Origin of the sequence: Kitasatospora sp. Root107, assembly GCF_001424875.1 — a bacterium.
In the GTDB taxonomy this organism is placed as follows: domain Bacteria; phylum Actinomycetota; class Actinomycetes; order Streptomycetales; family Streptomycetaceae; genus Kitasatospora.
The window spans coordinates 371,466-396,346 of sequence record NZ_LMCT01000067.1; the positions used below are offsets into that span (position 1 = coordinate 371,466).

The following is a 24,881-nucleotide window of genomic DNA, read 5'->3' on the forward strand; positions in this document are numbered from 1 at the left end:
CCCGTGGCGCCGCGCCCCTAACCGACGGAGGGTCCTAGCCGATCACGGCCTGCGCGTCGATCTCCACCAGCATCGCCTCGTGCGGCAGCTCCACGAAGATCGTGGTCCGGCACGGCTTCACGCCGCCCTGCACGTGCGTGTCGATGAACTCGCCGTAGACCTCGTTCATCAGCGCGAAGTCCGCCCGCTTGGTCAGGTAGACCCGGAACATCACCACGTCCTCGACCGTGGCGCCGCCCGCCTCCAGCACCGCCTGGACGTTCTCCAGGGTGCGCAGGGTCTGCGCCTTCACGTCACCCGGGTAGAGGTACTCCGAGGTCGCCGGATCCTGCGGCCCCTGGCCGGAGACCTGGAGGATCGGGCCCTTGCGGACCCCCTGCGAGAACACCCAGGCGGGCGCGGGGGCGTCGTTGGTACGGACTTCGGTCTTCATACTTCCCGTCCTAGGGCAGTGGGATCGGTCCAGCCGCAGTCGGCGGAGATCGCGGCGGTGGTGGCCCGGAGCCGCGGCAGCAGCGCCAGGACCTGGTCGTACGGCAGCAGCATGTCCGGCACCGAGACCGAGGCGGCCGCGACCACCCGGCCGGTGGCGTCCCGGACCGGCGCGGCCACGCAGTTGATGAACGACTCGTGCTCGGCGTGGTCCTGCGCCCACCCCTGCGCGGCCACGGTGTCCAGCTCGGCCAGCAGGGCGGCCGGGGTGGTCAGGGTGTGCGCGGTGTACGGGGTGAACTCCAGCCCCTCGGCGATCCCCCGGCGCTCGGACGGCGGCAGATCGGCGAGCAGCACCTTGGCCACCGCCGCGCAGTGCAGCGCGGCCCGCAGGCCGATCCGGGAGTACATCCTGACGGGGTGTCGGGAGTCGTACTTGTCGATGTAGACCACCTCGCCGCCCTCGTACGCCGCCAGGTGCACGGTCTGGCCGGTGGCCGCGTTCAGCTCGCGCAGGTGCGGGGCGGCGACGGTGCGGATGCCGCGCTGCTCCAGCGCCTGCCCGGCCAGCGCGAACAGCTGAGGCCCGAGCCGGTAGCGGTGGGCGGCGTCGCGCTGGACGATCCGCTCCTCCTCCATCGGGCGGAGCAGCCGCAGCGCGGTGCTCTTGTGCACGTCCAGCACGGCCGCCAGCTGCTCCAGGCTGCGCTCGCCCTCGCCGAGCTCGGCCAGCAGGCGCATCGCGCGGGCGACGGTGGAGCTGCTCATGCCGGGGCCGTCCGGAAGCCGTCCGAGTCGACCTCGGTGCCGGCCCAGCCCGCCTCGTCGGCGGCCAGCAGTGCGTCGATCACGGTGGCGGGCGGCAGCACGCCCAGGTCGCCCCGGACGGTGAGTGCGGCGGCGGCGGACAGGTGGCCGAGCCGGAGCCGCTGACGCTCCGGCAGCTCCCGCAGGGTGCCGGCGAGATAGCCCGCCGCGAAGGCGTCACCCGCGCCGGTCGGCTCCACCACCGAGACCCGCAGGGCGGGCTCGGCGACGGTCGAGCCGTCCTGGGCGATCGAGGTGGAGCGGTGCCCGTCGTCCTTGAGCACGATCACGCCGGGCCGGGGGAGCAGCTTGCGCAGCCCCGCCGGGTCGTCGGTGCCGAGCACCTCGCGGGCCTCGTCGGCGCCGAGCAGCACGATGGTGGCGGCGTTCATCAGGAAGCGCAGGGCCTGCCGGTCCCGCCCGGCCCAGAGTGCGGGGCGCCAGTTCAGGTCGAAGCTGACGGTGCGTCCGGGGGCGCCGAGCAGGGTGCGCACCAGGCGGTGGCAGCTGTCCGAGAGGGCAGGCGTGATGCCGGTCAGGTGGATCAGTGGGGCGGCGGCCAGCAGCGGGGCGGCCTTGGGCTCGGCGAGCAGTTCGGGGCCCATCGCGGAGGCGGCCGAACCGCGCCGGTAGTAGTGCATCCGGCTGCGCCCGGCGCCCAGGTCGTACGGGTGGTCCAGGCCCGCGCCGGTCTCCTTGACGTACAGGCCGGTCGGCCGGGAGGGGTCGGCGGTGACGGCGGAGGTGTCCACGCCGTGCGCGGCGATCCGCTCGACCAGGTGGCGCCCGAAGCCGTCGGCGCCGACCCGGCTGACCCAGGCGGCGGGCACGCCGAGCGCGGCCAGACCGCAGGCGACGTTGGACTCGGCGCCGCCGAAACTGCGGCGGAAGCCGTCGGCGTGCTCCAGCGGTCCCGGGCTCTCGGGGATCAGCACGGTCATCGACTCACCGAGGCAGACGGCGGGCGGGAGTGTCACTCGTGGCCTCTCGATCGGCGGGTCCGTTGACCAGTGGTCTGGACCTGATGTTAGATCAGGCTCGGCAGATATCGCAACGACCGTTGCACATAACGCAACGAGGGACGGTGGGCCGTGGTGGAGCTGATGGACCGTGGACGGCTGGCGGAGCTGGCGGACGAGCGGCTGGACTGGCGGTTCAAGGCCGTCCCGGCCGAGGCCTGGGGCCTGACCGTCGCCGAGTACCTGGCCGGAGCGCCGACCCTCGACGACCTCGGCACCCCGCTGGTCACGCTGGACGCGGGCGCGCTCGACCACAACCTCGCCACCATGGCGGCGTACTGCGCCAAGGGGGCCGTCGGCCTCGCCCCGCACGGCAAGACCACCATGGCCCCGGTGCTGTGGCAGCGTCAGCTGGACGCCGGAGCGGATGCCATCACGCTGGCCAACCTCCCGCAGATCCGGGTCGGCCGGGCCTTCGGCCTGCGCCGCATCCACCTGGCCAACGCGCTGCTCGACCCGGCCGGCCTGCGCTGGCTCTCCGCCGAGCTGGCCGCCGACCCGGAGTTCCGGTTCTCCTGCTGGGTGGACTCGGTGCGTTCGGTCGAGCTGATGGCCGAGGCCCTGCGCGGCGCCCCGGCCCCGGTCGACGTCTGCGTCGAGCTCGGCGCCCCCGGCGGCCGGACGGGCTGCCGCACGGTGGACGAGGCGGTCGAGGTGGGCCGCGCGGTGGCCGCCGCGGGCGAACTGCGCCTGGTCGGCGTGAGCGGCTACGAAGGTGCACTGGCGCACGACGCGAGCGCAGACTCGCTCGGCACGGTGGCCGGGTACCTGCGCGAACTCGGCCGCCTCTACCGGCTGTTGGACCGGCTCTTCGACCCGTCCGCCGAACAGATCTGGGTCACCGCCGGTGGCAGCGCCTACTTCGACACCGTGCTCGAGGAGCTGGGCGCCGTGGTCGAGGGCCGGGGGCGGCTGGTGCTCCGCTCCGGCGCCTACCTCGCGCACGACGACGGCTTCTACCGAGGCATCTCGCCGCTGGCCAGGGGCGGCGGCGAGGGCTTCAGGTCCGCCCTGCACGGCTGGCTGCGGGTGGTGTCCCGTCCCGAGCCCGGGCTCGCCCTGCTGGACGGCGGCAAGCGCGACCTGTCCTTCGACGAAGGCATGCCGGAGCCGCAACTGGTGCGCGGAAGAGGCCCGTTGGGCGGCCGGATCACCGCGCTGAACGACCAGCACGCCTTCCTCCGGGAGAGCGACGTGCAGGTCGGCGAGGTGGTCCGGGTCGGCCTCTCGCACCCGTGCACGGTCTTCGACAAGTGGTCGCTGCTGCCGGTGCTGGACTCCGCCGACGCCGAACTCCCGCGCGTGGTCGAGCTGGTGCGGACCTACTTCTGATGGCGGCCGACCTGCTGATCAAGGGCGCCTGGGTGATCGACGGCACCGGCGCGCCCCGCCGCCGGGCCGACATCGCGGTCGAGGACGGCGTGATCGTCTCCGACGCGGCCACCGCCGACCGGGTGATCGACGCCGAAGGGCTGGTGCTCGCGCCCGGGTTCATCGACATGCACGCCCACTCCGACCTGGCCGTGCTCACCGAGCCCGAACACCTGGCCAAGATCAGCCAGGGCGTCACCTGCGAGGTGCTCGGGCAGGACGGCCTCTCCTACGCCCCGGTGGACGACCGGACGCTGGCCGCGCTGCGCCGCCAACTCGCGGGCTGGAACGGCGATCCGGCCGGATTCGACTGGGACTGGCGCGGCGTCGGCGAGTACCTGGACCGGCTGGACCGCTCCCACCTCGCCGCAAACGCCTGCTACCTGGTCCCGCACGGCACCCTGCGCGCCCTGGTGGTCGGCTGGGACGACCGCCCAGCCACACCGCAACAGCTGGACCGGATGCGGGAGTTGCTCGACCAGGGCCTCTCCGAGGGCGCGGTCGGGATGTCCACCGGACTGACCTACACCCCCGGCATGTACGCCGACTCCGCCGAACTGGCCGCGCTCTGTGAGGTGGTGGCCGCCCGGGGCGGCTACCACTGCCCGCACACCCGCTCGTACGGGGCGGGCGCGCTGGCCGCGTACGCGGAGGTGATCGAGCTGTCCCGGCAGACCGGCTGCGGGCTCCATCTCACCCACGCCACCATGAACTTCGGGGTGAACGAAGGCCGGGCGGGCGAGTTCCTGGCCCTGGTCGACGCGGCCCTCGCCGGGGGAGTGGACCTCACCCTGGACAGTTACCCCTACCTGCCGGGGTCGACCACGCTGGCCGCGCTGCTGCCGTCCTGGGCCACCGAGGGCGGCCCGGCCGCCACGCTGGCCCGGCTGCTGGAGCCGCCCGCCCGGGAGGCGATCCGGGTCGCGGTGGAGGAGACCGGCAGCGACGGCTGCCACGGCGTGGTGGCCGACTGGCGGACGGTGCAGATCTCCGGCGTGCGCAACCCCGACCTCGCCGATACGGTCGGCCTGACGGTGCAGCAGATCGCCGACCGCTGGGGGAGCACCGGCACCGCCGCCTTCCTGGAGCTGCTGGTCCGCGACGAGCTGGCCACCGGCATCCTCCAGCACGTCGGCCACGAGCAGAACGTCCGGGAGATCATGCAACACCCCGCGCACTGCGTGGGCAGCGACGGCCTGCTGGCCGGCGCCCGCCCGCACCCCCGGGCCTGGGGCACCTTCCCGCGCTGTCTCGGCCACTACGCCCGGGAGTTGGGCGTACTGACGCTGGAGCAGACGGTGGCCAGGATGACCGGCCGCCCGGCCCGGCGGCTCGGCCTGACCAGACGTGGACTGATCCGGGACGGCTATGCGGCCGACCTGGTGCTGTTCGACCCGGCGACGGTGCGGGACACCGCGACCTTCGAGCAGCCCAGGCAGCAGGCCGAGGGCATCCCCTGGGTCTGGGTCGGCGGGGTCGGCGTGATCGAGGACGGCAAGGCAACCGGCGCCCGCCCAGGACGGGCACTGCGGCGACAGGCAGACGGAGGAGTGCGTTGAGCAGCGGGCTGACCGGGTTGAACGGGCTGGCACGGGACCGGGTGATCGCGGTGGTCCGCGCGCCGGTGATCCCCGACGCGGCGGAGCTGTGCGCCGCGCTGGTGGCCGGGGGCATCCGGTGGATCGAGTTCACCTGGACCACCCCCGGCGTGGAGCAACACCTGCGCCGGGCAGCCGAGGTGGCGGAGCAGCTCGGCTGCCGGGTCGGCGTCGGCACCGTGCTGACCGCCGAGCAGGCGCGGCGCGGCGTCGCGGCGGGCGCGCAGTACCTGGTCACCCCGGGCGTACGCGCCGGCCTGGCGGAGGTGGCGGGCGGGGTGCCGGTGGTGATGGGCGCCCTGACACCCAGTGAGGTGGCCACCGCCGTGGACCTCGGGGCGGCGGCCGTGAAGATCTTCCCGGCCCAGGCCTTCGGCGCCCCGTACTTCCGCGACCTGCGCGGCCCCTACCCCGACGTCTCGCTGGTCGCCTCGGGCGGCGTCAACGCGGGCAACGCCGCCGAGTTCCTGGCGGCGGGCGCGCTGGCGGTCTGCGCGGGCAGCGAGGTGGTTGCCCCGACGGTGGTCGCGGCCGGCGGCTGGAGCGGGGTCGAGCTGCGGGCCAGGGAGTTCGTCGCGGCTATCGCAGGGTGACCGCTATTGCAGGGTGACGGTGACCCCGCCCTCGCGGAGCACCTCGAGCACCGCGTCGAAGTACCGCTGCTCGGTCCCGGGCAGCCGCCGGGTGAGCGCCGCCCGAGCCTGCCCGGCGTCGTGCCAGACCAGGCCGAACGGTGCCTCGGGGCCGTAGCCGCCGCGCAGGCAGTCGGCCAACGCGTCCAGGTTGCGGCCGTAGTAGCCGTCCGGGGCGTCCAGCGCGTCGGCCAGCGCCGTGTAGAAGGACGGCTCGTCGGCGATCGCGGCACCACGCAGGTGGTAGGTGGTCGGCATCGGGTACCTTCGCTCGGATGGCGCGCCCGGGTCGAGGGCGTGCCGGGTCTGGGGTGGGATGGGGAAGCCGGTGTTTCTCCCGAGAGCTGAGGCCCCATCATGACCTGTCTGAACCGTAAGGACCTAGGCCTGCTCGCGCTGCGCGGAGCAGTCGGCGGCGTACTGGTGGCGCACGGCGCGCAGAAGCTGTTCGGCTGGTTCGGCGGCGGCGGCCTGGAGGGCACCGCCAAGGCGATGGAACACATGGGCTTCGAGCCGGGCCGGCAGAGCGCGATCGCCTCCGGCCTGGGCGAGACCGGCGGCGGCGCCCTGCTACTGGTCGGCCTGGCCACCCCGGCGGCCGGCGCGATCGTCGCGGGCACCATGGCCGGCGCGATCGCGGTGCACGCCCCCGGCGGCTTCTTCGCCACCGCCGGCGGTTACGAGTACCCCGCCGTCCTCGGCACCTGCGGCCTGGCCCTCGGCGTGGCCGGCGCCGGCCGCTACTCCCTCGACCACCTGGTCGGCCACCGCTTCGACGGCGCCGGCCTCGGCCTGCTCGCGTTCGTCGCCAGCGCCCTGGGCGCAGCCGCCGTGGTGACCCGCCGTCAGGACGTGGTCCGCCGCCGCGAGGCCAGGGCCGCCGACGACGAGGCAGGCATCGGCCTCTCCTAGCCGGGGCTGCGCATCAGGTAGACGTCGGTCGGGTCCTCGGACTCCAGGGTGAAGCCGTACCGCTCGTACAGCCGGCGGGCCGGGCTGCCCTGCAGGACGTTCAGCCGGACGACGACCCGCGCGGAGTCGGCCTCCGCCAGCAGGCTGCGCAGTACGGCCGAGCCGAGCCCCTGCCCCTGCCGGGCAGGGTCGAGGTAGAAGTGCTCCAGCAGCCTCCCGTCCTCGGCGGGCCGGACGGTGACGCAGCCCGCGAAGGCCCCGCCGTCCACGGTGATCACCCGGGTGTGCTCCACCGAGAACGACTCCCGCAGCCGCCGCCGGACCCGGACCTCGTCGTAGCGTCCCAGTCGCTCCAGGTCGGCCCGGAGCACCACGGCCCGCAGCTCGGCGATCGGCTCGACGTCGGCGGGCGTGGCGGGGCGCAGCGTCCAGGTGCTCATCCGGAGGATTTTAGGGTCCAGCCGTCACATTCCCCTGCCGGGGCCCGTCGGTGAGGTAACGACGCATCACCGACCGACAGATGGAGGGGGCTACACAGTGCTGACGAACATCATGTACGTGACGCTCTACGTCACCGATCAAGAGCGCGCGCTGAGGTTCTACACAGAACAGCTCGGCCTGCAGAAGCGCATCGACCATCCGGGCCCGGACGGACGCTTCCTCACCGTAGGCGTTCAGGACAGCCCGCTCGAGATCATACTCTGGCCGCACGCCGCGGCCTCGGGGCAGCCGGCCGAGCACCAGCCGGGCGGCACACCCGGTCCGGTCTTCCTCGAATCGGACGACCTGTGGGCGGACTTCAAGGTGTTCCGCGACCGTGGTGTGACCTTCGACCAGCCTGAGCCGGAGGACTACGGGTTCGGTATCCGCATCGAGGCGGTGGATCCGGACGGCAACCGGATCTCGCTGCGCCAACGCGCAGCACGCCGCCGTCACACGGACACTCAGTAACGCATCGCTCCGGAGTAGGGCATCACGTCGTACGGGACGATCTCGACCGTCTTGCCGGTGCGCGGGGCGTGCAGCAGCTGGCCGTTGCCGAGGTAGATCCCGACGTGGTGCAGGTCGGGGTAGTAGAACACCAGGTCGCCGGGCTGGAGTTGGTCCCGGGCGATCGGCTTCCCTGCCGCGTACTGGGCCTGTGAGGTGCGCGGCAGGGAGATGCCGCCGGCCGCGAAGGCCCGCAGGGTGAGGCCGGAGCAGTCGAAGGAGTTGGGGCCGGTCGCGCCGTAGACGTAAGGCTTGCCGAGCTGGGCGTGGGCGAAGGTCAGGATGTCCTTGACCCGGCCGGTGGCGGGACCGGAGTACGGCATCCGGGCGGTGACGCTGCGGGAGGCGGCGGCGCCCCCCGCGTTCCCGGCCACCACCTTGGCGCGGTCCTCGGCCTTGAGGCCGTTCAGGATGGACTGCACCTTGGCGAGCTTGGCCTGCACCTCCTGCTTCTTCCCGGCCGCGGCCTGCCGGGCCTGGTCGAGACCGGCCAGCTGGGCGGCGGTCTCGTCCCGCAGCTGGTCGAACCGTTTCTGCTGGGCCGTCAACAGCCGCAGGGTGTCCGCCTGGGTGGCGGCGGCCGCGTCCTGCAGGCTCGCGCCGTCCAGGTACTCGGTGGCGTCGGCGGTCAGCATCAGCCGCAGCGTGGGGTCGACCCCGGCCGAGCGGTACTGCTCGGCGGCCACCGCGCCGAGCGTCTCGCGCAGCCGGTTGAGCTGGTCCTGCTGGGTGGCCACCTGCTGCTGGAGGGTGCCGGCCCTGGCCTGCAGCTGCTCCTGCTTCTCGTTCAGCCCGTTGTACAGCTCGGTGTCGGCCTCGGCCTCCTCGTAGAGGTCGTCCACCTGCCGCTGGACCTGCTCCAGCGAGGGCTTCGGCTCCGCCAGAGCGGGGGTCGAGGTGAGCAGCAGCGCGGCCCCCGCGGTGAGGGTCAGGGCGGTCAGACGGCGGGCGGCCAAGGGGTGCTCCCGAGCTGGACGACTAATCTCCTAAGGAAGTTAGTATGAGTGCCGCCGCCAGGGCAAGTGCCGGACCTGACAGAGGCTCAGGCCGGACGGTGTCCGGTGGTGTGGTGCCAGCGGTTGTGGGCGGCGGTCAGTTCGGCGCGGGCCTCGCGCAGGGCCCGGTCCTCGTGCTGCTGCTCCAGCAACCGGTCCCGGTCCGCCCGGGCGGTCTGCTGGGGGATGGTGTCGGACCGGGCCAGCTCCAGGGCGCGGCGGGCCTTGACGGTCCGTTCGCCGAGCGACTCCGGCACGGTCCCGGCGCCGGGCTCGGCCAGCTCGGCCACCCGGTCCTGCAGTTCGGTGATCCGGCGGCGGTACTCGGCCTCGGTGGCGCGGATCTCCTGCTCGGCGGCCGAACGTTCCTGCGCCCGTCGCCGCTCCTCCTCACGCACCCGGCGGCGGCCGGCCGCCAGCTCCGCCCGCTCGGCGGTGTACGCCCGGGCGAAGGCGTAGGCCCAGCCGCCCGGGTAGTTCTGCAGCCGGTTGCCGACCCAGACGGCGATCGCCGCCAGGACCAGTAGTGCCGACATGACGAACGCCATGTCCCCTCCCCCGAGGTCGAAGTCGAAGTCGATCGACGTACGGAGACCTGCCCGGGGGCGGGGCGGGTGACACCTGTTCAGGTCAGGTCAGGTGCGGCAGGCAGACCAGCAGCAGCGGCAGCCCGGCCAGCCCGGCGGGGGCGGCCGCGGTGAGGACCAGCAGCGGGCGGGACGCCGGGCGGTGGTCCGCCAGCCGTTCGATCCTGGCCAGCGCCTGGTGGCCTGCGGTGAGCGCGGCGGCGGGGGCCAGGCCGGTGGCCACCACGCCCATCGCGGTGGCCAGCGCGCGAGGGGTGTGACCGCGCAGCGCCCGGTCGTCGGCGGCCATCTCCAGCAGGGTACGGACCTCGGGGGAGACCAGCCGCCCGAGCGGCAGTCGGCCGAAGGTGCCGGCCAGCGCCTCGGCGGCGCAGGCGGCCAGGTGGTGACGGCCGGTCAGGTGGGCCCGCTCGTGCGCCAGCGCGGCGGCCAGCTGCGGCGGGGTGAGCGCGGCCAGCGCGCCCCGGCTGACCACGATCCGGGCGTGCCGCCCCGGCAGGCAGTAGATGGTGGGCGTCGGGTGGTCCAGCAGCAGGGCGCCGGGGATCCGGCCGCGGTGCGCGGCCAGGTCGAGCAGGGTGCGGTGCCGACGGCGTCCCCGGCGGGCGCCGGTCAGGCTGTGCAGCAGCCGGGTCGCCGGGTAGAGCAGCACCAGGGCGGCCACCGCAGGGGCGGTGCCGGAGACGGCCTCGGGGGAGAGGCCGCACAGGTGCAGCAGGCCCGCGTGGTGGTGCGGGGCCGGGTCGATCAGCTGACGGACCGTGAGCGAAACCGAGCTGATGGCGGAGAGCCCGAGCGCGAGCCAGGTGAACACGCCGAGCAGCGGCGCCCGCCTGGTCCAGCGCGCGCCGGCCAGCAGTGGCGGGAGGGCAACGACGGTCAGTACGGCCCAGAGCCCGAGCAGGGCGGCGGCGCTCACCGCTCGTCCGCCTGGTCCGAGGCGTCGAGTGCGGCCAGCGCCCGGCGCAGGGCGGCGACCTCGTCGGTGCTGATCTGCTCGACGAAGTGGGCCAGCGCGGCCGGGGTGTCGGAGGTGGAGCCGAGCGCCTCCTGCATCAGCGTGGCGGTGTACGAGTCGCGGCTGCGAGCCGGTTCGTAGACCCAGGCGCGGCCCGCTTTGTGACGGTTCAGCAGGCCCTTGGTGTGCAGGATCCCGGCCACCGTCATCACGGTCGTGTAGGCGACCGGCCGCTTGGTGTTGAGGTCGTCGACCACCTCCCGGACGGTGGCCGGGCGGCCCCAGCTCCAGAGCCGGTCCATGATTTCGGCTTCGAGTTCGCCGAGGCTGCGTACCACCATGCGGGCCATCGTAGTCACCCGGATGCTGCGCCCTGGTGGCCCCGGGCATGCGGCCCTTGAAGGGTGGGGGCAAGTCGTCCGGACGAGTGGAGGTCTCTGATGCGTCGGTTGGTCGTGGGTGCGGTGGTGGCGGGCGGACTGGTGCTGACCGGATGCTCCTCGGACGGGGGTTCGCCCCCCGCAGCGGTCCAGTCGGGGGCCTCTGCGCTGGCCTCGGCGGCGAAGAGCGCGGCGAACAGCTTCGCGTCCTCGGCCTCGTCGGCAGCTGCTTCGGCAGCCGCTTCGGCGGAGGCGGCGGCCTCCTCGGCGCTGGCGAGCGTGAAGGGCGGCCTCGACGCCAAGGACGACGTCACCCTCGGCGGCGTGGTGACCGACTCGGACGGCAAGTCCAGCGTCCCGCTCACGGTCACCAACAAGACCTCGCAGCCGTACAAGTACACGATCGAGGTCAGCTTCGAGGACAGCTCGGGCAAGTTCCTGGACGCCGCCGTGGTCACCGTCCCCGAGGTGGCGGCAGGCGGCACGGCCCAGGCCACGGCGAAGAGCAACCGCAAACTGGAGGGCACGGTCACGGCCAAGGTGGGCAGCGCACTGCGGTACTGATCGTCACTCACAAGGGTCCTGATGTTCAGGAGCCCGCAGCAGTACTTCCACAGTGGTGCTGTGATTCTGCTCAGCTACGCACTGCGGCAGAGCTGCCCGGAGCACCTGCGGGTGGTCCGTGAGATGAGTGTGGTGCTCGGGAAGCGGGGTAGGCCCGAGCCGGACGTGTCGGTGGTGCGGGACCGTGAGCTGAAGCCGCGCAAGTACGCCGAGGCCGGCATCCCGCACTTCTGGCGGGTGGAGCAGGAGGACACCGGGCGTCATCCGGTCGTGTACGTCTTGGAGTTGGAGCCCGCGACCCGGACATATGTGGTGACCGGGGTGCATCACGGGCGGTTGAAGGTCGGGGGTCCGTTCGAGATCGACATCGACCTGACGGAGATTGACCGGATGTGATCAAAAGTTTAAAGCCGGTCCCGCAGCGTGCGGGGCCGGCTCTGTGCTGGTCAGGGGTAAGTCGAACCTTAACGGGAGCTCAAGGTCCAATAAGGGCTCTTGACGGGGGAGTTGGTCTAGTCCATTTTTATGGCCAGGTGCAGGGAGCCCCCGGCCGGCATCGGTGGTCCAGACCTCCGGTGCCGGTCCGGCATCCCCCGCTGCTCGACCTCCACTGACGTGCCTCTCCGGTTGTGCGGCCCCACCCCGTGCGTCCGGTCGAAGTGGCCCGGCAGTTCCCCCACGACCTGGAGGGTCACGACATGACTCGAGTTTCCCTGGAGCCGACGCACCGTCGGCGTCCGAAGGGCCTGGCCGCGCTCGCGGTCGGCACGGCGGCCTCGTTGCTGTTGGGCGCCGGTCTCGCGCTGAGCGCGGGCACCACGGCCTCGGCCGCGGCCGGCAACACCACGGGCGCCCCGGCGACCAGCGGTGGCATCAAGGTCGCCTACTTCGACCAGTGGTCGATCTACGGCAACGCGTACTACCCGAAGACCATCCAGGACACCGGCGTCGCCAAGAACCTGGACTACATGATCTACTCGTTCGCCAACATCCACCCGACCAACCTCACCTGTTTCGAGGCCACCAAGGCCGCGTCCCAGGACGAGAGCAACACCAGCGCGGGTGACGGTGCGGGCGACGCGTTCGCCGACTACCAGAAGACCTTCGACGCGAACACCGCGGTCGACGGTGTCGCGGACGCCTGGGGCCAGCCGATCGCGGGCAACTTCAACCAGCTGAAGAAGCTGAAGGCGAAGAACCCCAACCTCAAGGTGCTGCTGTCGATCGGTGGCTGGACCTACTCCAAGTACTTCTCCGACGCGGCCGCCACGGACGCCTCGCGGAAGAAGCTGGTCTCCTCCTGCATCGACATGTTCATCAAGGGCAACCTGCCGGTGGACGCCGGTTACGGTGGCGCCGGGTCGGCCGCGGGAATCTTCGACGGCATCGACATCGACTGGGAGTACCCGGGCGGTGGCGGCCACGCGGGCAACCACGAGAGCGCGAGCGACAAGCAGAACTTCACCCTTCTGCTCAAGGAGTTCCGCACTCAGCTCGACGCCCAGGGTGTCACCGACAACAAGACCTACGGCCTCGCGGCCGCCGTCGGCGCCGGCCAGGACAAGATCAAGAACATCGAGACCGACAAGGTCGGCCAGTACCTGACCTTCCTCGATGTGATGACCTATGACATGCACGGTGCGTGGGACGCCCAGGGCCCGACCAACCACCAGGCCCCGCTGTACTCCGGCGCCAAGGACCCGATGACCCCGATCAAGCCGGGCACGGGCAAGTACTCGATCGACTCGGCCATCAAGGCCTGGACCGTCGGTGACGCCGAGTACGGCATTCCTGGCGGCTTCCCCGCCAAGAAGATCAACATGGGTATCCCGTTCTACTACCGCGGTTGGACCGGTGTTCCCAACAACGGTGTGAGCGGCCTGTTCCAGAGTGCGACCGGCCCCGCCGCCGGTGCCGCGATGTCCGGCAACGTGCCCGGTATCCAGATGTACAAGGAGCTCGCGGGCTTCGTCGACAACCCGGCCAAGACCTTCTGGGACGACGAGGCGAAGACCACGTACTTCTACGACGGCTCCACCTTCTGGACCGGTGAGGACGCCCGTTCGATCCAGGCCAAGGTCGACTACGCGCACTGCAACGGTCTGGGTGGCTCGTTCGCCTTCTCGCTGTACGACCTGGGCACCAAGACCACGCTGTTCGACAAGATGGTCTCGGCCACCAACGGCTCTGCCGCCAACTGCCCGGCCGCGCCGACCAGTTCGCCGTCGCCGAGCCAGTCGGCCAGCCCGTCCGCCTCGGCTTCGCCGACCGTTTCGGCCAGCCCGTCGGCCTCGGCCTCGGCCAGCCCGAGCGTCTCGGTCAGCCCGTCCGCCACGGCGACCGGCTGCACCGTGCCGAGCTGGAACGCCGCCACCGTCTACCCGACCGCCGGCACCAAGGTGTCCTGGAAGGGCCGGGTCTACACCAACAAGTGGTGGACCACCAACGAGGACCCCTCGACCACCGGTCAGTGGGGCGTCTGGGCCGACGCGGGTGCCTGCTGAACCACCTGTGAGCTGCTCAGCTGAGCTCTGAACCACTTCGCCCCGCCGGGCTGTGACCGGCGGGGCGAAGTCATGTCCGGAGACAAGGGCTGTCGTGCCGTCAGTTCAGGTCGTCGGTGCGGCCGGGGGCATCCGGCTGGGCCTGCTCGATCCGCCGCAGCATCCGGCCGAGCATCTCGGAGAGGCCCGGGCGCTCGGCGGCGGTGATGTCCTGGAGCAGCTCCTCCTCGAAGACTGCGGCCATCCGCATCGACTCCAGCCACTTGGACCGGCCGTTCGCGGTCAGCTCGACGATCACCCGGACCCGGTTGGCCTCGTCCCGCTCCCGGGTGACCAGGTCCTCGGCCACCATCCGGTCGATCCGGTGGGTCATCGCCGCCGGGGTCAGGCCGAGCCGCTTGGCCAGCTCGCCGGGGCCGAGCTGGTAGGGGCTGCCCGCGACCACCAGGGCCTTGAGCACCTCCCATTCGGCGGATGTGATTCCCAGCACGGTGAGCTGCCGCCCGTAGGCGACGCTCATCCGCCGGGCGACCCGGGAGAGTGTCCCCACGATGGTCTCCACTTGGGGGTCGACCATCGGGAATTCCCGCTGGTAGACGGCCACCTGCTCGGCGATGGCCAGCTCGCCCGGGTTCGGCGACGCGGGTCTGGGAGTGCTCATGCTGCCCATTCTCCCACGCCCCGATGCAGACGTTAAGGCTTTGACAGCGAAGGCTTCCGATCCTTAGAGTTTAGCTCTGAAATCTTCTGAGCTTAAAAGTATCCAGTGAAAGGGTGTGCACGGTGGCCGGCACGGTGAAGCAGCAGGGCAGGCGTCTCGGGGCGGGAGGTCCGCTGCGCCGCGTCCAGATCGGGAACGCGCTCAGCGCGTTCGGCAGCGGCTTCACGATGCCGTACATGTTCGTCTACGTGGACCAGGTGCGTGGCCTGGGCTCGCTGGCCGCCGGGATGGTCTTCACCGTCTTCGCGCTGGCCGCGCTCGCGGTGCTGCCGTTCACCGGCCGGGGCATCGACCGGTACGGGCCGCGTCCGGTGCTCTGGATCGGTGCCGTGCTGGCCGCCACCGGCGCCTTCGCGTTCGGCCACGCCACCGGTACGCCGGCGCTGCTGGTCTCCTCCTTCCTGTTCGGCGCCGGGGTGACGACCTGTCAGCCGGCCCTGGCCACGATGATCGTGCGCTGCTCCACCAAGGCCACCAGGTCGCGGGCGTTCGCGCTCCAGTTCACCCTGATCAACCTGGGGATGGGCATCGGCGCGCTGGTCGGCGGGCAGATCGTGGACGTCGCCGACCCGGCCAGCCTGACCCGGCTGTTCACCATCGAGGCGCTCACCTTCCTCGGCCTGGCCCTGGTCACCGGCTCCGCCCGGATCCCGGCCGCCGCCCCCGTCCTGGTGGCCGCGACCGGCCCGACCGGGCTGCGCGCGCTGGTCGCCGACAAGGCGATGCTGCGGCTCTGCCTGCTCGCCGGGCTGATCTTCTTCACCTGCTACGGCCAGTTCGAGTCCGGGGTGGCCGCCTTCGCCACCGACACCGTCGGCACCGCGCCGTCCACTCTGGGCCTGGCCATCGGCGCCAACGCGCTGACCATCGTGGTGCTGCAGATGTTCATGGTGAAGCTCACCGAGCGCCGCCGCCGGACCACCGCGATGGCGGCCGCCGGCGTGGTCTGGCTCGGCGCCTGGACGATGGCCCTGGTGGCCGGTCTGGTCCGCTCGGAGGCGCTGGTCGCCACCATCGCGATCGTGGCCGTCTACGCCCTGTTCGGCGTCGGTGAGTCGCTGCTCGCGCCGACCCTGGGCCCGATCGTCGCCGACCTGGCTCCGGCCCGGCTGCTCGGTACGTACAACTCCGGCTACGCGCTGGTGAAGCAGATCGCCATCGCGGTCGGCCCGGCCGTCGGCGTGCTGCTGGTCGGCTCCGGCACCTGGCCGCTCTACCTGGCGGCGATGGCGGCCTGCACGCTGCTGATCGTGGTCCTCGCGCTGCGCCTGCGACCGCACTTGACGGCGGCTCAGGACAACGCGGGCCCGGCCGTCCCGGTGCTGGTCCCGCACCGCGAGCTGGACACCGCAGCCTGAGGCCCTCCAGCGCGGAGTGCGTCGGGTGGCGGCCGGGGCTACGCTCAGAAAAGCGCGAAGCGCGCCAGACGCGGCCCTGGAGAAGGGCGGACACCATGGCTGCCGCACTGCACCCCAAACTGCTGACGGACCTGCGAGCCGGCTTCGCCGGGGAGATCCTCGCGCCGGGGGACGGTGAGTACGACCAGGCGCGGGTGGTCTTCAATGCGATGATCGACCGCCACCCGCAGCTGATAGCCCAGTGCGCGAATCCGGCGGACGTGGCGGCCGCGATCGCCTTCGGCCGGGAGCAGGGCCTGGAGATCGCGGTCCGGTCCGGTGGGCACGCGGTGTCCGGGGTCTCGGTCAACGACGGTCTGGTGGTCGACCTGCGGCGGATGAACTCGGTCGTGGTGGACCCGGAGGCGGGGGTGGCCCGGGTCGGTGGCGGCGCCACCATGAGCGATCTGGACCGCGCCACCCAGCCGTACGGCCTGGCCGTCACGGGCGGGCGCGACTCCAGTACCGGCGTCGCCGGGCTCACCCTGGGCGGTGGCTCCGGCTGGCTGGAGCGGAAGTACGGACTGACCTGCGACAACCTGCTCTCGGTGCAGTTGGTGACCGCCGACGGCGAGCTGCTGGTGGCCGACGAGGACCGGCACCCCGAGCTGTTCTGGGCGCTGCACGGCGGTGGTGGCAACTTCGGGGTGGCCACCGAATTCACCTTCCGGCTGCACGAGTTGTCGACCATCAGCATCGCCATGCTGCTCTGGCCGCCGGAGGCCGCGCCGACCGTGCTTCGGCACTACGTGGACTTCATCGCGACCGCGCCGGAGGAGCTGGGCGGCGGCTTCGTCTACTTCACCGGACCACCGGAGGACTTTGTCCCGGCCGGGCTGGTCGGCCGGCTCGCGGCGGCCGTGCTGCTCACCTACGCGGGTGGCGAGGACGAGGCCCGCGAGGTGTTCCGGCCGATGCTGGCGCACGGGCACGCCGGTGAGATGATCGCCGAGCTCCCGTACGCGGAGCTCCAGTGCATGCTGGACGACCCGCCCGGCGAGCGGAACTACTGGTCCGCCGAGTACCTGGACAGCTTCCCCGAACCGGCCGTCGACCTGTTCTGCGCCCGGGCGGCGGACATGATCGCGCCCTCCGCCTCGATGCACGCGGTCTTCCCGATGGGCGGTGCGGCGGCTCGCGGCAACGACTTCCCGGTACCGTGGCGGGCCGCATCCTGGGCGGTGCACCCCTTCGGTGTCTGGGAGGACCCGGCGGACGACGCCCGGGGCAAGCAGTGGGCACGCGACGTCTGCGCCGACATGAAACCCTGGTCGATCGGTGCGGTGTACCTGAACTTCATCGGCAACGAGGGTGAGGAGCGGGTGGCGGCCGGACTCGGTACCGGCAACGCCCGGCGGCTGGCGGCGGTCAAGTCGGCCTACGATCCGGAGAACGTCTTCCACCTGAACCACAACATCGTCCCGACCTGAGCCACCGTCAGAGCTAGGATTCCCGACAAAGGCGACAAAGCTGTCGGGTAATCAGGCTCGGGCAGCAGACCATGAATCGGCGAGGTCATGACGCAAGCGGTGGTGGGCGGGACCGTCGTCGACGAAGAGGCAGCACACCAGGCAGGGGCCCGGCCGTGGGTGGTCCGGCGGGCCGACTGGCTGGGGCCGCTGACGGTCGCGCTGTTCGCGGGGCTGCTGCGGTTCTGGAACCTCGGGTACCCGAACGCCTTCGTCTTCGACGAGACGTACTACCCGAAGGACGCCTGGTCGCTGCTCCGGCAGGGCTACGAGGGGACCTGGCCGGACAGCGCCAACGAGCAGATCCTGGCCGTGCCGCAGGTGATCCCGCTCAGCTCCGCCGCCGAGTTCGTGGCGCACCCGCCGGTCGGCAAGTGGGTCATCTCGCTGGGCGAGTGGGCGTACGGGCTGCACCCGTTCGGCTGGCGGGTGATGGTCGCGCTGCTGGGCACCCTGACGGTGCTGATGGTGGCCAGGATCGGGCGGCGGCTGTTCGGCTCGACACTGCTGGGCTGTGTGGCCGGGCTGCTGCTGGCGGTGGACGGGCTGCAGTTGGTGATGAGCCGGGTCGGGCTGCTCGACGGCGTGCTGATGTTCTTCGTGCTGGCCGCCTTCGGCTGCCTGCTGGTCGACCGCGACCACACCCGGGGCCTGCTGGCGGCCGCCAGGGCGGAGGGCGGCCGGGCCGGTGACCAGGTGCGGCTGGGGCTGCGGCCCTGGCGACTGGCCGCCGGGCTGCTGCTCGGCCTGGCCTGCGCGACCAAGTGGAACGGGGCGCTGGTGCTGGCCGCCTTCGGCCTGCTGACCGTGCTCTGGGACCAGGCCGGCCGCCGCTGGGCGGGAGCGTACCGGCCCTGGCGGAGCATGCTGCGGCGGGACGCGCTGCCCGCCTTCCTCTCCCTGGTCGGCGTCGCGGTCGTGCTCTACCCGCTCAGCTGGGCCGGGTGGTTCCTCACCGGCGGCGGCTACGACCGGCAGTGGGCCGACGACCGGTCGAGTGCCGTGAGCTGGGTGCCCGCGCCGCTGCGCAGCTGGTGGCACTACCAGGCGCAGATGTGGGACTTCAACACCGGCCTCACCACCCCGCACACCTACCAGTCCGAGGCCTGGAGCTGGCTGGTCCAGGCCCGCCCGGTCAGCATGTACTGGCAGCAGGTGCCGACCGGTCAGCAGGGCTGTACCGCTCCGGGTGGCTGCGCCTCGCAGATCCTCGCGCTCGGTACGCCGCTGCTCTGGTGGACGGCCTGCTTCGCGCTGCTGTACGCACTCTGGCGGTGGTTCTTCCGGCGGGACTGGCGCTCGGGCGCGGTGCTCTGCGCGGTGGCCGGGATCTACCTGCCGTGGTTCCGCTACCAGGACCGGACCACCTTCTCGTTCTACATGGTGGTGCTGGTGCCGTTCCTCTGTCTGGCGGTGGCTCAGCTGCTGGGGGCGCTGCTCGGCCCGCCCGGCTGCTCGGCCGAGCGGCGGCGGTGGGGCGCGGTGGGCGCGGGCCTGATCGTGCTGGCGATCGTCGGCTGCTTCGCGTTCTTCTACCCGCTGTACACGGCGGAGGTGATCCCGATGACGTCCTGGCAGGACCGGATGTGGTTCACCAGCTGGATCTGATGGCGGCTCAGCAACTGCTGCCGGTCGGCCCGTCGCTCTGGGCGGTCACGGCGCTGCTGCTGGCGGCCGGCGCGGTGACCGCCGGGTGGGGACTGCTCGGCCACGGCTGGGCGGTGCTGCGGGCGGGCGCGCGGGCGGGCGTCCAGCTGGCGGCGGTCGCGCTGGTGATCGCCTGGGTGGCCGGGTCGATGTGGACCTCGGCTCCGTTCGTGCTGGTGATGTTCACGGTCGCGGTGCGGACGGCCGGGCGGCGGATGACCGCCGGGCCCGGCTGGTGGTGGGCGGCGGTGCCGATCGGCGTCGGGGTGCTGCCGGTGCTGACGCTGCTGGTCGGCTCCCGGCTGCTGCCCTGGCAGGGGCTGTCGGTGATCCCGGTCGCGGGCATCCTGATCGGTGGGGCGCTGACCGCCACCTCGCTGGCCGGGCGGCGGGCGCTGGACGAGCTGCGCCAGCGCCGGGGCGAGGTGGAGGCCGCGCTCGCGCTGGGCTTCGAGAGCCGGGACGCCCGGCTGGAGATCTGCCGGACGGCCGCCGCGACCTCGCTGGTACCCGCGCTGGACCAGACCAGGACGGTGGGTCTGGTCACGCTGCCCGGGGCGTTCGTCGGCATGCTGCTGGGCGGCGCGAGCCCGCTGGAGGCGGGGGCGGTGCAGCTGTTCGTGCTGGTGGCGCTGCTGCTGGTGGAGGCGGTGGCGATCCTGCTGGTGCTGGAGCTGGTCGGGCGTGGAGCGGTCGCCGGGTAGACTTGGCGGCTGTTGAAGGGGAGTAGCCCTCCACCGGAGCGTCGACATACTGGCCTGCGACTTGCGCGCGGGCCCGGTGCCCGGGACACCCTTGCAGGGTGTTGGCGAGACCTTCGGCCGCAGTGCTGTGATCATTTACCAGTGCTGTCGGGCCGGAGTGTCCCCTGACGGGTCATCATCGGCTGGGCAGCCCGGACCCGATGAAGGGCTTTCTCTCCGATGAGTCTGACCATTGCCGCGATTACCTTCGGCATCGTCTTCCTGGCCGAACTGCCGGACAAGACCGCGCTCGCCAGCCTGGTGCTCGGCACCCGCTACCGGGCGAGCTACGTCTTCGCCGGGATCGCGGCCGCCTTCGCGCTCCAGGTCGGCCTGGCGCTGGTGGCCGGCAGTCTGCTGGCGCTGCTGCCGCAGCGCTGGGTGGAGGGGGTCACCGGCCTGCTGTTCCTGGCGGGCGCGGTGATGCTGCTCTGGCCCCAGGGCGACGAGGAGGAGGACGGTGAGGCCAAGGAGCCGTCCTCGGACAGCTTCTGGAAGGTCGCGGGTGCCAGCTTCCTGGTGGTCGCGGTGGCCGAGTTCGGCGACCTGACCCAGATCATGACGGCCAACCTGGCGGCCAAGTACGCCGACCCGCTCTCGGTCGGCATCGGCGCCTGGCTGGCGCTCTGCACGGTGAGCGGGATCGCCATCCTGGGCGGGCAGAAGCTGCTGCAGTACGTGCCGATGAAGGTGATCGTGCGGGTGGCGGCGAGCATCATGCTGCTGATGGCGGGCATCAGCCTGTTCAAGGCGCTCGCCGGCTGAGCCAGGACCGGTCAGTCCGTCAGCTCTTCGAGGGCCGCACGGGTGGTGGGGCCGTAGACCCCCGACGGGTCGTCGATGCTGGAGTCGCCGATGTAGCTCTGGAAGTTGGCCACGGCGTTCTCGGTCTTCCCGTCGAAGGTGCCGGTGATCAGCGACTTCTTGTACCAGGGCATGGCCTCCACCAGGCGGCGCTGCATGCTCTTGACGTCGTCGCCCTCGAGGCCGAGGTGCAGGACCCGGGCCCCGGTGGGCGCGGGGGGTGCGGTGGGCGGGGCGGCCGTGGTCGGGGTCGGCGAGGGTATGGGCGGGGCGGAGGTGGCCGTGGGGCTGGGCTTCGGCTTGGCGCTGCTGCGACTGGCGGACGGAGTGGGTGTGTCCGAGGGGGTCGGTGACGGGACGACGGCCACGGCCGGGGGTGACACGGAGGGCTGGTAGCTGCTGACCGGGAGGGGCAGCGCCTGGTCGTGGTTGACCTTGTCGTCACCGGGGGAGAGCACCAGGGCGAGGCCCGCGCCGATCGCGGCGACGCCGAGCCCGGCCGCGATGATGACGGTCCGTCGGCGCCCGGCCGAGATCTGCTGCTGGACCCGCCGATCGGCCCGGCCACCGGGGACCGGTTCACCGGGGCCTGGGCGGAAGCCGAAGACGCCGAGGTCCGTGTCCGGGGACGGGGCCGCCTCGGGCGTCCACTGCGGCGGGGTCGGTATCAGCTGCAGGCTGGGCACGGTCTGCGGCGGCGGCGGGGCGCTGGGCGGGGCGGCCGGCGGGACGGGCGGCATCAGCTGGGTCGCGAAGGCGTCGTTCGACGGGGGTGCCACCTGGGTGGCGAACGGGTCGGTGGCCGCCGGGGCAGTCACGTACGGCCGGACCAGCTCGGGTGCGTCCATCGCGGGCAGCACGGTGGTGGCGTCCGAGGAGGCACAGGAGGGACAGCCGTTGCCTCCGACGGTGCCGCAGACGGGGCAGCGCGCTCCCGACATGGGCCGGTCCTCCTCGGTGATGGTGGCGAATGCGACCTGATTATGCAGCAGGTTCCGATGGGTGGACAGGCGCGTGGTGGGGCTTGTCCGGTTTGGTGGTGATACCGGACATGTGAAGGATCAATGGCCGCCAGAGGTACGGATAGCGCAAGCAGCTGACGGCAAATCGGACATAGCTGACTTATGGTGAGACTGAAGGATCATCAGCTCGGGCGCTGGCCAGGCCCGCCGTCCCACCGAGGAGCAGGTATGGCGGAGGCCGTCGCACCTGAAGGTGTCCAGGAGGACCAGCAGCCCCCGGAGGTGACGGTCCACAACCTCTGGGTCCCGATCGGCGCTCTGCTGCTGGCGATGCTGCTGGCCGCGCTCGACCAGACCATCGTCTCCACCGCGCTGCCCACCATCGTCAGCGACCTCGGCGGCATGGAGCACCTGTCCTGGGTGGTCACCGCGTACATGCTGGCCGCCACGGCGGCCACCCCGCTCTGGGGCAAGCTGGGCGACATGTACGGCCGCAAGCGGCTGTTCCAGGCCTCCATCGTGATCTTCCTGGTCGGCTCCGCGCTCTGCGGACTCTCCCAGAACATGGGCGAGTTGATCGCCTTCCGAGCTCTCCAGGGCCTCGGCGGCGGTGGCCTGATGGTGCTCTCGCAGGCGATCGTCGGCGACCTGGTGGCGCCGCGGGAGCGAGGCAAGTACCAGGGGCTGTTCGGTGCCGTCTTCGGGGTCACCAGCGTGCTCGGGCCGCTGCTCGGCGGGGTCTTCGTGGACAACCTGAGCTGGCGCTGGGTGTTCTACATCAACCTGCCGATCGGGATCGTCGCGCTGGTGGTGATCGCGCTGGTGCTGCACGGCAGCGAGGTCAAGCGGCAGCACCGCATCGACTACCTGGGCACCTTCCTGATCGCTTCGGTCGCCACCTGCCTGGTGCTGATGACCTCGCTCGGCGGGGTGACCTGGCCGTGGGGCTCGTGGCAGATCATCGGGCTCGGGGTGCTGGGCGTCGTCCTGCTGGGCTTCTTCATCGTGGTGGAGCGCAGGGCGGCCGAACCGGTGCTGCCGCTCAAGCTGTTCAACTCCCGGACCTTCAGCCTGGTCGCGGTGATCTCCTTCGTGGTCGGCTTCGCGATGTTCGGTGCGCTGACCTACCTGCCGACCTTCCTCCAGGTGGTCATGCAGGTCTCGCCGACCATGTCCGGCATCCACATGCTGCCGATGGTGCTCGGCATGCTGTTCACCTCGATCGGCTCCGGCCAGATCGTCGCCCGCACCGGCCACTACCGGGCCTTCCCGATCGCGGGCACCGCCGTGACCGCCGTCGGCCTGCTGCTGCTCTCCCGGCTGACCGAGAACAGCTCGACCACCGAGATGAGCATCTACTTCCTGGTCTTCGGCCTCGGGCTCGGCCTGGTGATGCAGGTGCTGGTGCTGATCGTGCAGAACTCGGTCGGGTACCAGGATCTCGGCGTGGCCACCGCCGGGGCCACCTTCTTCCGCTCGATCGGTGCCTCCTTCGGCGTCTCGATCTTCGGCACCATCTTCGCCAGCGGCCTCAACCGCCGGCTCGCCGAGGACCTGGCGGGGGTTCAGCTCCCGCCGGGCTTCCAGCCGGACAGCATCGCCCAGGACCCCCGGTCGATCGGCACCCTGCCCCCCGACACCCAGGCCGGCATCTACCACGCGTACTCGGAGTCGATCACCCAGGTGTTCCTGTACGCGGTGCCGGTGGTGCTGGTCGCCTTCGTGCTCTCGCTCTTCCTGCGGGAGCAGAAGCTCCGCACAACCGTCACCGCCCCCGATCTCAGCGAGTCGATCGGCCTGAACCCGGTGGAGCGCTCCTCGCTGGACGAGATCGCCCGCGCCCTCGCGGTGCTCGGCACCCGGGACGCCCGCCGCGACCTGTTCCGCCGGATCACCGCCGAGGCCGGGCTCGACCTGCTGCCCGCCTCCAGCTGGCTGATCCTGCAGATGCAGCGGCACGGCTCCGTCGAGCCCGCCGAACTGGCCGAGCAGAAGATCGTCCCGATCGCGGTGATCGAGGAGGCCGCCCGGGAGGTGGAGAGCCGGGGCCTGGCGGTCCGCAACGGTCTGCCGCTGCGGCTCACCGAGCCGGGCTCCGAGGTGGCCGTCCGGCTGGTCGCCGCCCGCCGGGCCCAGCTCGCGAAGTTGCTCGGCGACTACGACGAGCAGCAGTTCGGCGAACTGGCCGACCTGCTCACCCGGCTGAGCTCCCAGCTGGGCGGCGACCGCCCCGACCGGACCGGCCCCGAACACCTCCAGCGCGGCGAGGGGCGGACGTACTGAGCGGACGTACTGAGCGGACGTACTGAGCAGTCGTACTGAGCGGACGTCAGCTCCGGGGCAGGTCGATCGAGCGGTACTCGTCCAGGACGGCGAAGCCGGTGGCGTCGTACAGGCTCATCGCGACGTCGTTGCCGCCGAAGACGTTGAACATCATCGCCTCGTCGCCGCCCTGCCGGGTGGCCCACTCGCCCACGGTCATCGCGGCCCGGCCGTAGCCCTTGCCGCGGTGTTCCGGGTGCACGAGCAGGGAGAAGCCGAACGTGACGCCCGGCAGGAAGGCGTGGTTGACCCAGCCGGTGCCGATCTCCTCACCGGCGGCCTCCATCACGTAGAAGGCGTGACCCGGGGTCAGGAAGCCCTCCGGGAGGATCCGGGCCATGTCCTGGTCGGACTTCACCTTGGCCTGCTCCGGGGTGAGTGCACCGGCCCGGACGATGTCGGCGATGTACTCGGCCTCCTCACTCGCGTACCAGGCCGGGTACTCCTGCTCGGTGAGCCGGCGGACCGTCAGGCCCGGCGGCAGTTCGGGCTGCTCGGCGGCGGCCCGCATCCGGTTCTGCCCCCGGACCGGGTAGTCGGCGAACTGCCCCGGGCCGCCTACGAGCCGGACCTCCACCCGTCGCGCGCCCTGTTCGGCGCACCAGCGTTCGGCCCACTCGCGTCCGTGCGGCACGGTCAGGTCGTGGATCCGGCCGACGGCCGTCCCGTTGTCGTCGGTCACCCCGACCGCGATCCACCCGCTGCCGTCGGTGGCGACCGTCCAGTCGTCGACCCCCTTCAGGGCCCGCTCCAGCAGGGCCTGGGCCAGCGGCTCCGAGCACCCCGCCGCCCGGTACGCGGCCAGCACCCGCTGCTCGAACCCGCTCCGCCACTCGCTCCGGTCGGTCACTGCTGCTATCGCGCACATCCCTGCAGCCTAGGCGGGGTGCCTGTGTGGGAGGCGGCATTTATTTGAGGGCTCCTCTTACGGACCGTCAGATCTCGGACAGGCATCGAAGTGTCGGCAATCCGGGATATTTCGGGCTTATCAACAGGCGGTGGATTGACCCGAAGGCTGAAATATAGGTAAGCCTTGCCTAATACCTATCTCGAGCTGTTTGGAGGCG

26 protein-coding genes are annotated in these 24,881 nt (G+C 71.7%); 14 read left to right on the plus strand and 12 right to left on the minus strand.

The window, feature by feature from the left end; genetic code table 11:
- Nucleotides 1-34: 34 nt before the first annotated feature.
- From ASC99_RS32880 to ASC99_RS32890, 3 genes are read right to left on the minus strand one after another with little or no spacing between them, the layout of a single operon-like run.
- Nucleotides 35-433, minus strand: a complete 399-nt coding sequence (locus tag ASC99_RS32880; protein WP_057238963.1) for a RidA family protein — start codon at nt 431-433, stop codon at nt 35-37.
- Entirely contained in the window at nt 430-1,200 is a 771-nt protein-coding gene (locus tag ASC99_RS32885) for an IclR family transcriptional regulator (protein ID WP_057238965.1), read from the minus strand. Before ASC99_RS32885 ends, ASC99_RS32880 begins: the two co-directional genes overlap by 4 nt.
- On the minus strand, nt 1,197-2,216 hold the full coding sequence (locus ASC99_RS32890; RefSeq protein WP_235502883.1) for a sugar kinase: 1,020 nt from the start codon (nt 2,214-2,216) through the stop codon (nt 1,197-1,199). Before ASC99_RS32890 ends, ASC99_RS32885 begins: the two co-directional genes overlap by 4 nt.
- 114 nt (nt 2,217-2,330) lie before the next feature.
- Here ASC99_RS32890 and ASC99_RS32895 point away from each other — a divergent pair, with 114 nt between their 5' ends.
- From ASC99_RS32895 to ASC99_RS32905, 3 genes are read left to right on the plus strand one after another with little or no spacing between them, the layout of a single operon-like run.
- Entirely contained in the window at nt 2,331-3,590 is a 1,260-nt protein-coding gene (locus tag ASC99_RS32895; protein ID WP_369824364.1) for an alanine racemase, read from the plus strand.
- Nucleotides 3,590-5,188, plus strand: coding sequence for an amidohydrolase family protein (locus ASC99_RS32900; protein WP_057238969.1), 1,599 nt, complete (start codon nt 3,590-3,592; stop codon nt 5,186-5,188). Before ASC99_RS32895 ends, ASC99_RS32900 begins: the two co-directional genes overlap by 1 nt.
- Nucleotides 5,185-5,820 carry a bifunctional 4-hydroxy-2-oxoglutarate aldolase/2-dehydro-3-deoxy-phosphogluconate aldolase gene (locus tag ASC99_RS32905; RefSeq protein ID WP_200948488.1) on the plus strand — a complete coding sequence of 212 codons (636 nt, stop codon included), beginning with the start codon at nt 5,185-5,187 and terminating at the stop codon, nt 5,818-5,820. Before ASC99_RS32900 ends, ASC99_RS32905 begins: the two co-directional genes overlap by 4 nt.
- Before the next feature lie 3 nt (nt 5,821-5,823).
- Here ASC99_RS32905 and ASC99_RS32910 read toward each other — a convergent pair whose 3' ends face one another.
- The gene (locus ASC99_RS32910; RefSeq protein WP_057238971.1) at nt 5,824-6,117 is read right to left on the minus strand and encodes a barstar family protein; all 294 of its coding nucleotides are present in this window, start codon (nt 6,115-6,117) and stop codon (nt 5,824-5,826) included.
- Nucleotides 6,118-6,216: 99 nt separating this feature from the next.
- On the opposite strand from ASC99_RS32910, the gene ASC99_RS32915 reads away from it, so the two are divergent.
- The gene (locus ASC99_RS32915) at nt 6,217-6,771 is read left to right on the plus strand and encodes a DoxX family protein (protein ID WP_057238973.1); all 555 of its coding nucleotides are present in this window, start codon (nt 6,217-6,219) and stop codon (nt 6,769-6,771) included.
- On the opposite strand, the gene ASC99_RS32920 is transcribed toward ASC99_RS32915, so the two are convergent.
- On the minus strand, nt 6,768-7,211 hold the full coding sequence (locus ASC99_RS32920) for a GNAT family N-acetyltransferase (protein WP_057238974.1): 444 nt from the start codon (nt 7,209-7,211) through the stop codon (nt 6,768-6,770). The two genes, ASC99_RS32915 and ASC99_RS32920, sit on opposite strands and share 4 nt — an antisense overlap.
- A 97-nt stretch (nt 7,212-7,308) precedes the next feature.
- On the opposite strand from ASC99_RS32920, the gene ASC99_RS32925 reads away from it, so the two are divergent.
- Nucleotides 7,309-7,722: a VOC family protein gene (locus ASC99_RS32925; RefSeq protein WP_057238976.1), complete on the plus strand. Its 414-nt coding sequence runs from the start codon at nt 7,309-7,311 to the stop codon at nt 7,720-7,722.
- Here ASC99_RS32925 and ASC99_RS32930 read toward each other — a convergent pair.
- The 4 genes from ASC99_RS32930 to ASC99_RS32945 form a co-directional block, all read right to left on the minus strand.
- Nucleotides 7,716-8,717, minus strand: a complete 1,002-nt coding sequence (locus ASC99_RS32930; protein WP_235502884.1) for a C40 family peptidase — start codon at nt 8,715-8,717, stop codon at nt 7,716-7,718. The two genes, ASC99_RS32925 and ASC99_RS32930, sit on opposite strands and share 7 nt — an antisense overlap.
- Before the next feature lie 86 nt (nt 8,718-8,803).
- Nucleotides 8,804-9,304: a hypothetical protein gene (locus ASC99_RS32935; RefSeq protein ID WP_057238979.1), complete on the minus strand. Its 501-nt coding sequence runs from the start codon at nt 9,302-9,304 to the stop codon at nt 8,804-8,806.
- 82 nt (nt 9,305-9,386) lie between these two features.
- Nucleotides 9,387-10,262, minus strand: coding sequence for a M56 family metallopeptidase (locus ASC99_RS32940; protein WP_057238980.1), 876 nt, complete (start codon nt 10,260-10,262; stop codon nt 9,387-9,389).
- On the minus strand, nt 10,259-10,642 hold the full coding sequence (locus ASC99_RS32945) for a BlaI/MecI/CopY family transcriptional regulator (protein WP_057239210.1): 384 nt from the start codon (nt 10,640-10,642) through the stop codon (nt 10,259-10,261). The genes ASC99_RS32940 and ASC99_RS32945 overlap by 4 nt, the downstream gene beginning before the upstream one ends.
- 99 nt (nt 10,643-10,741) lie before the next feature.
- On the opposite strand from ASC99_RS32945, the gene ASC99_RS32950 reads away from it, so the two are divergent.
- From ASC99_RS32950 to ASC99_RS32965, 3 genes are all read left to right on the plus strand, one after another.
- Complete coding sequence (locus ASC99_RS32950; RefSeq protein WP_057238983.1) at nt 10,742-11,245, plus strand: hypothetical protein; 504 nt, start codon at nt 10,742-10,744, stop codon at nt 11,243-11,245.
- Nucleotides 11,246-11,305: 60 nt separating this feature from the next.
- The gene (locus tag ASC99_RS32955) at nt 11,306-11,641 is read left to right on the plus strand and encodes a hypothetical protein (protein ID WP_157531903.1); all 336 of its coding nucleotides are present in this window, start codon (nt 11,306-11,308) and stop codon (nt 11,639-11,641) included.
- Nucleotides 11,642-11,943: 302 nt separating this feature from the next.
- The gene (locus ASC99_RS32965) at nt 11,944-13,749 is read left to right on the plus strand and encodes a glycosyl hydrolase family 18 protein (protein ID WP_057238989.1); all 1,806 of its coding nucleotides are present in this window, start codon (nt 11,944-11,946) and stop codon (nt 13,747-13,749) included.
- Nucleotides 13,750-13,849: 100 nt separating this feature from the next.
- Here the strand turns inward: ASC99_RS32965 and ASC99_RS32970 are convergent, their stop codons facing one another.
- A complete protein-coding gene (locus ASC99_RS32970) occupies nt 13,850-14,410 on the minus strand; it encodes a MarR family winged helix-turn-helix transcriptional regulator (RefSeq protein WP_057238990.1) in 561 nt (186 codons plus the stop codon).
- Between the two features lie 122 nt (nt 14,411-14,532).
- Here ASC99_RS32970 and ASC99_RS32975 point away from each other — a divergent pair, with 122 nt between their 5' ends.
- The 5 genes from ASC99_RS32975 (at nt 14,533) to ASC99_RS32995 (ending at nt 20,491) form a co-directional block, all read left to right on the plus strand.
- Nucleotides 14,533-15,828: an MFS transporter gene (locus ASC99_RS32975; protein ID WP_235502885.1), complete on the plus strand. Its 1,296-nt coding sequence runs from the start codon at nt 14,533-14,535 to the stop codon at nt 15,826-15,828.
- A gap of 95 nt (nt 15,829-15,923) precedes the next feature.
- Nucleotides 15,924-17,297, plus strand: coding sequence for an FAD-binding oxidoreductase (locus ASC99_RS32980; RefSeq protein WP_057238992.1), 1,374 nt, complete (start codon nt 15,924-15,926; stop codon nt 17,295-17,297).
- 87 nt (nt 17,298-17,384) lie between these two features.
- Nucleotides 17,385-18,944: a dolichyl-phosphate-mannose--protein mannosyltransferase gene (locus ASC99_RS32985; RefSeq protein WP_082598821.1), complete on the plus strand. Its 1,560-nt coding sequence runs from the start codon at nt 17,385-17,387 to the stop codon at nt 18,942-18,944.
- Entirely contained in the window at nt 18,944-19,687 is a 744-nt protein-coding gene (locus tag ASC99_RS32990) for an ABC transporter permease (protein ID WP_057239216.1), read from the plus strand. Before ASC99_RS32985 ends, ASC99_RS32990 begins: the two co-directional genes overlap by 1 nt.
- Before the next feature lie 219 nt (nt 19,688-19,906).
- On the plus strand, nt 19,907-20,491 hold the full coding sequence (locus ASC99_RS32995; RefSeq protein WP_057238994.1) for a TMEM165/GDT1 family protein: 585 nt from the start codon (nt 19,907-19,909) through the stop codon (nt 20,489-20,491).
- Between the two features lie 11 nt (nt 20,492-20,502).
- Here the strand turns inward: ASC99_RS32995 and ASC99_RS33000 are convergent, their stop codons facing one another.
- Nucleotides 20,503-21,471 carry a peptidoglycan-binding protein gene (locus ASC99_RS33000; protein WP_057238996.1) on the minus strand — a complete coding sequence of 323 codons (969 nt, stop codon included), beginning with the start codon at nt 21,469-21,471 and terminating at the stop codon, nt 20,503-20,505.
- 249 nt (nt 21,472-21,720) lie between these two features.
- On the opposite strand from ASC99_RS33000, the gene ASC99_RS33005 reads away from it, so the two are divergent.
- Nucleotides 21,721-23,775 (plus strand): MDR family MFS transporter, encoded by a 2,055-nt coding sequence (locus ASC99_RS33005; protein ID WP_057238997.1) that lies wholly within the window; start codon nt 21,721-21,723, stop codon nt 23,773-23,775.
- Between the two features lie 46 nt (nt 23,776-23,821).
- Here the strand turns inward: ASC99_RS33005 and ASC99_RS33010 are convergent, their stop codons facing one another.
- Nucleotides 23,822-24,682: a GNAT family N-acetyltransferase gene (locus tag ASC99_RS33010; protein WP_057238999.1), complete on the minus strand. Its 861-nt coding sequence runs from the start codon at nt 24,680-24,682 to the stop codon at nt 23,822-23,824.
- Nucleotides 24,683-24,881 lie beyond the last annotated feature (199 nt).

Bases quoted from the DNA above. Each gene is read 5' to 3' on its own strand.
- ASC99_RS32880 (WP_057238963.1), bottom strand. From the start codon at position 433: ATGAAGACCGAAGTCCGTACCAACGACGCCCCCGCGCCCGCCTGGGTG.
- ASC99_RS33005 (WP_057238997.1), top strand. From the start codon at position 21,721: ATGGCGGAGGCCGTCGCACCTGAAGGTGTCCAGGAGGACCAGCAGCCC.
- ASC99_RS32885 (WP_057238965.1), bottom strand. From the start codon at position 1,200: ATGAGCAGCTCCACCGTCGCCCGCGCGATGCGCCTGCTGGCCGAGCTC.
- ASC99_RS32965 (WP_057238989.1), top strand. From the start codon at position 11,944: ATGACTCGAGTTTCCCTGGAGCCGACGCACCGTCGGCGTCCGAAGGGC.
- ASC99_RS32920 (WP_057238974.1), bottom strand. From the start codon at position 7,211: ATGAGCACCTGGACGCTGCGCCCCGCCACGCCCGCCGACGTCGAGCCG.
- ASC99_RS32990 (WP_057239216.1), top strand. From the start codon at position 18,944: ATGGCGGCTCAGCAACTGCTGCCGGTCGGCCCGTCGCTCTGGGCGGTC.
- ASC99_RS32970 (WP_057238990.1), bottom strand. From the start codon at position 14,410: ATGAGCACTCCCAGACCCGCGTCGCCGAACCCGGGCGAGCTGGCCATC.
- ASC99_RS33000 (WP_057238996.1), bottom strand. From the start codon at position 21,471: ATGTCGGGAGCGCGCTGCCCCGTCTGCGGCACCGTCGGAGGCAACGGC.
- ASC99_RS32980 (WP_057238992.1), top strand. From the start codon at position 15,924: ATGGCTGCCGCACTGCACCCCAAACTGCTGACGGACCTGCGAGCCGGC.
- ASC99_RS33010 (WP_057238999.1), bottom strand. From the start codon at position 24,682: ATGTGCGCGATAGCAGCAGTGACCGACCGGAGCGAGTGGCGGAGCGGG.
- ASC99_RS32995 (WP_057238994.1), top strand. From the start codon at position 19,907: ATGAGTCTGACCATTGCCGCGATTACCTTCGGCATCGTCTTCCTGGCC.
- ASC99_RS32915 (WP_057238973.1), top strand. From the start codon at position 6,217: ATGACCTGTCTGAACCGTAAGGACCTAGGCCTGCTCGCGCTGCGCGGA.
- ASC99_RS32945 (WP_057239210.1), bottom strand. From the start codon at position 10,642: ATGGTGGTACGCAGCCTCGGCGAACTCGAAGCCGAAATCATGGACCGG.
- ASC99_RS32985 (WP_082598821.1), top strand. From the start codon at position 17,385: ATGACGCAAGCGGTGGTGGGCGGGACCGTCGTCGACGAAGAGGCAGCA.
- ASC99_RS32950 (WP_057238983.1), top strand. From the start codon at position 10,742: ATGCGTCGGTTGGTCGTGGGTGCGGTGGTGGCGGGCGGACTGGTGCTG.
- ASC99_RS32935 (WP_057238979.1), bottom strand. From the start codon at position 9,304: ATGGCGTTCGTCATGTCGGCACTACTGGTCCTGGCGGCGATCGCCGTC.
- ASC99_RS32900 (WP_057238969.1), top strand. From the start codon at position 3,590: ATGGCGGCCGACCTGCTGATCAAGGGCGCCTGGGTGATCGACGGCACC.
- ASC99_RS32910 (WP_057238971.1), bottom strand. From the start codon at position 6,117: ATGCCGACCACCTACCACCTGCGTGGTGCCGCGATCGCCGACGAGCCG.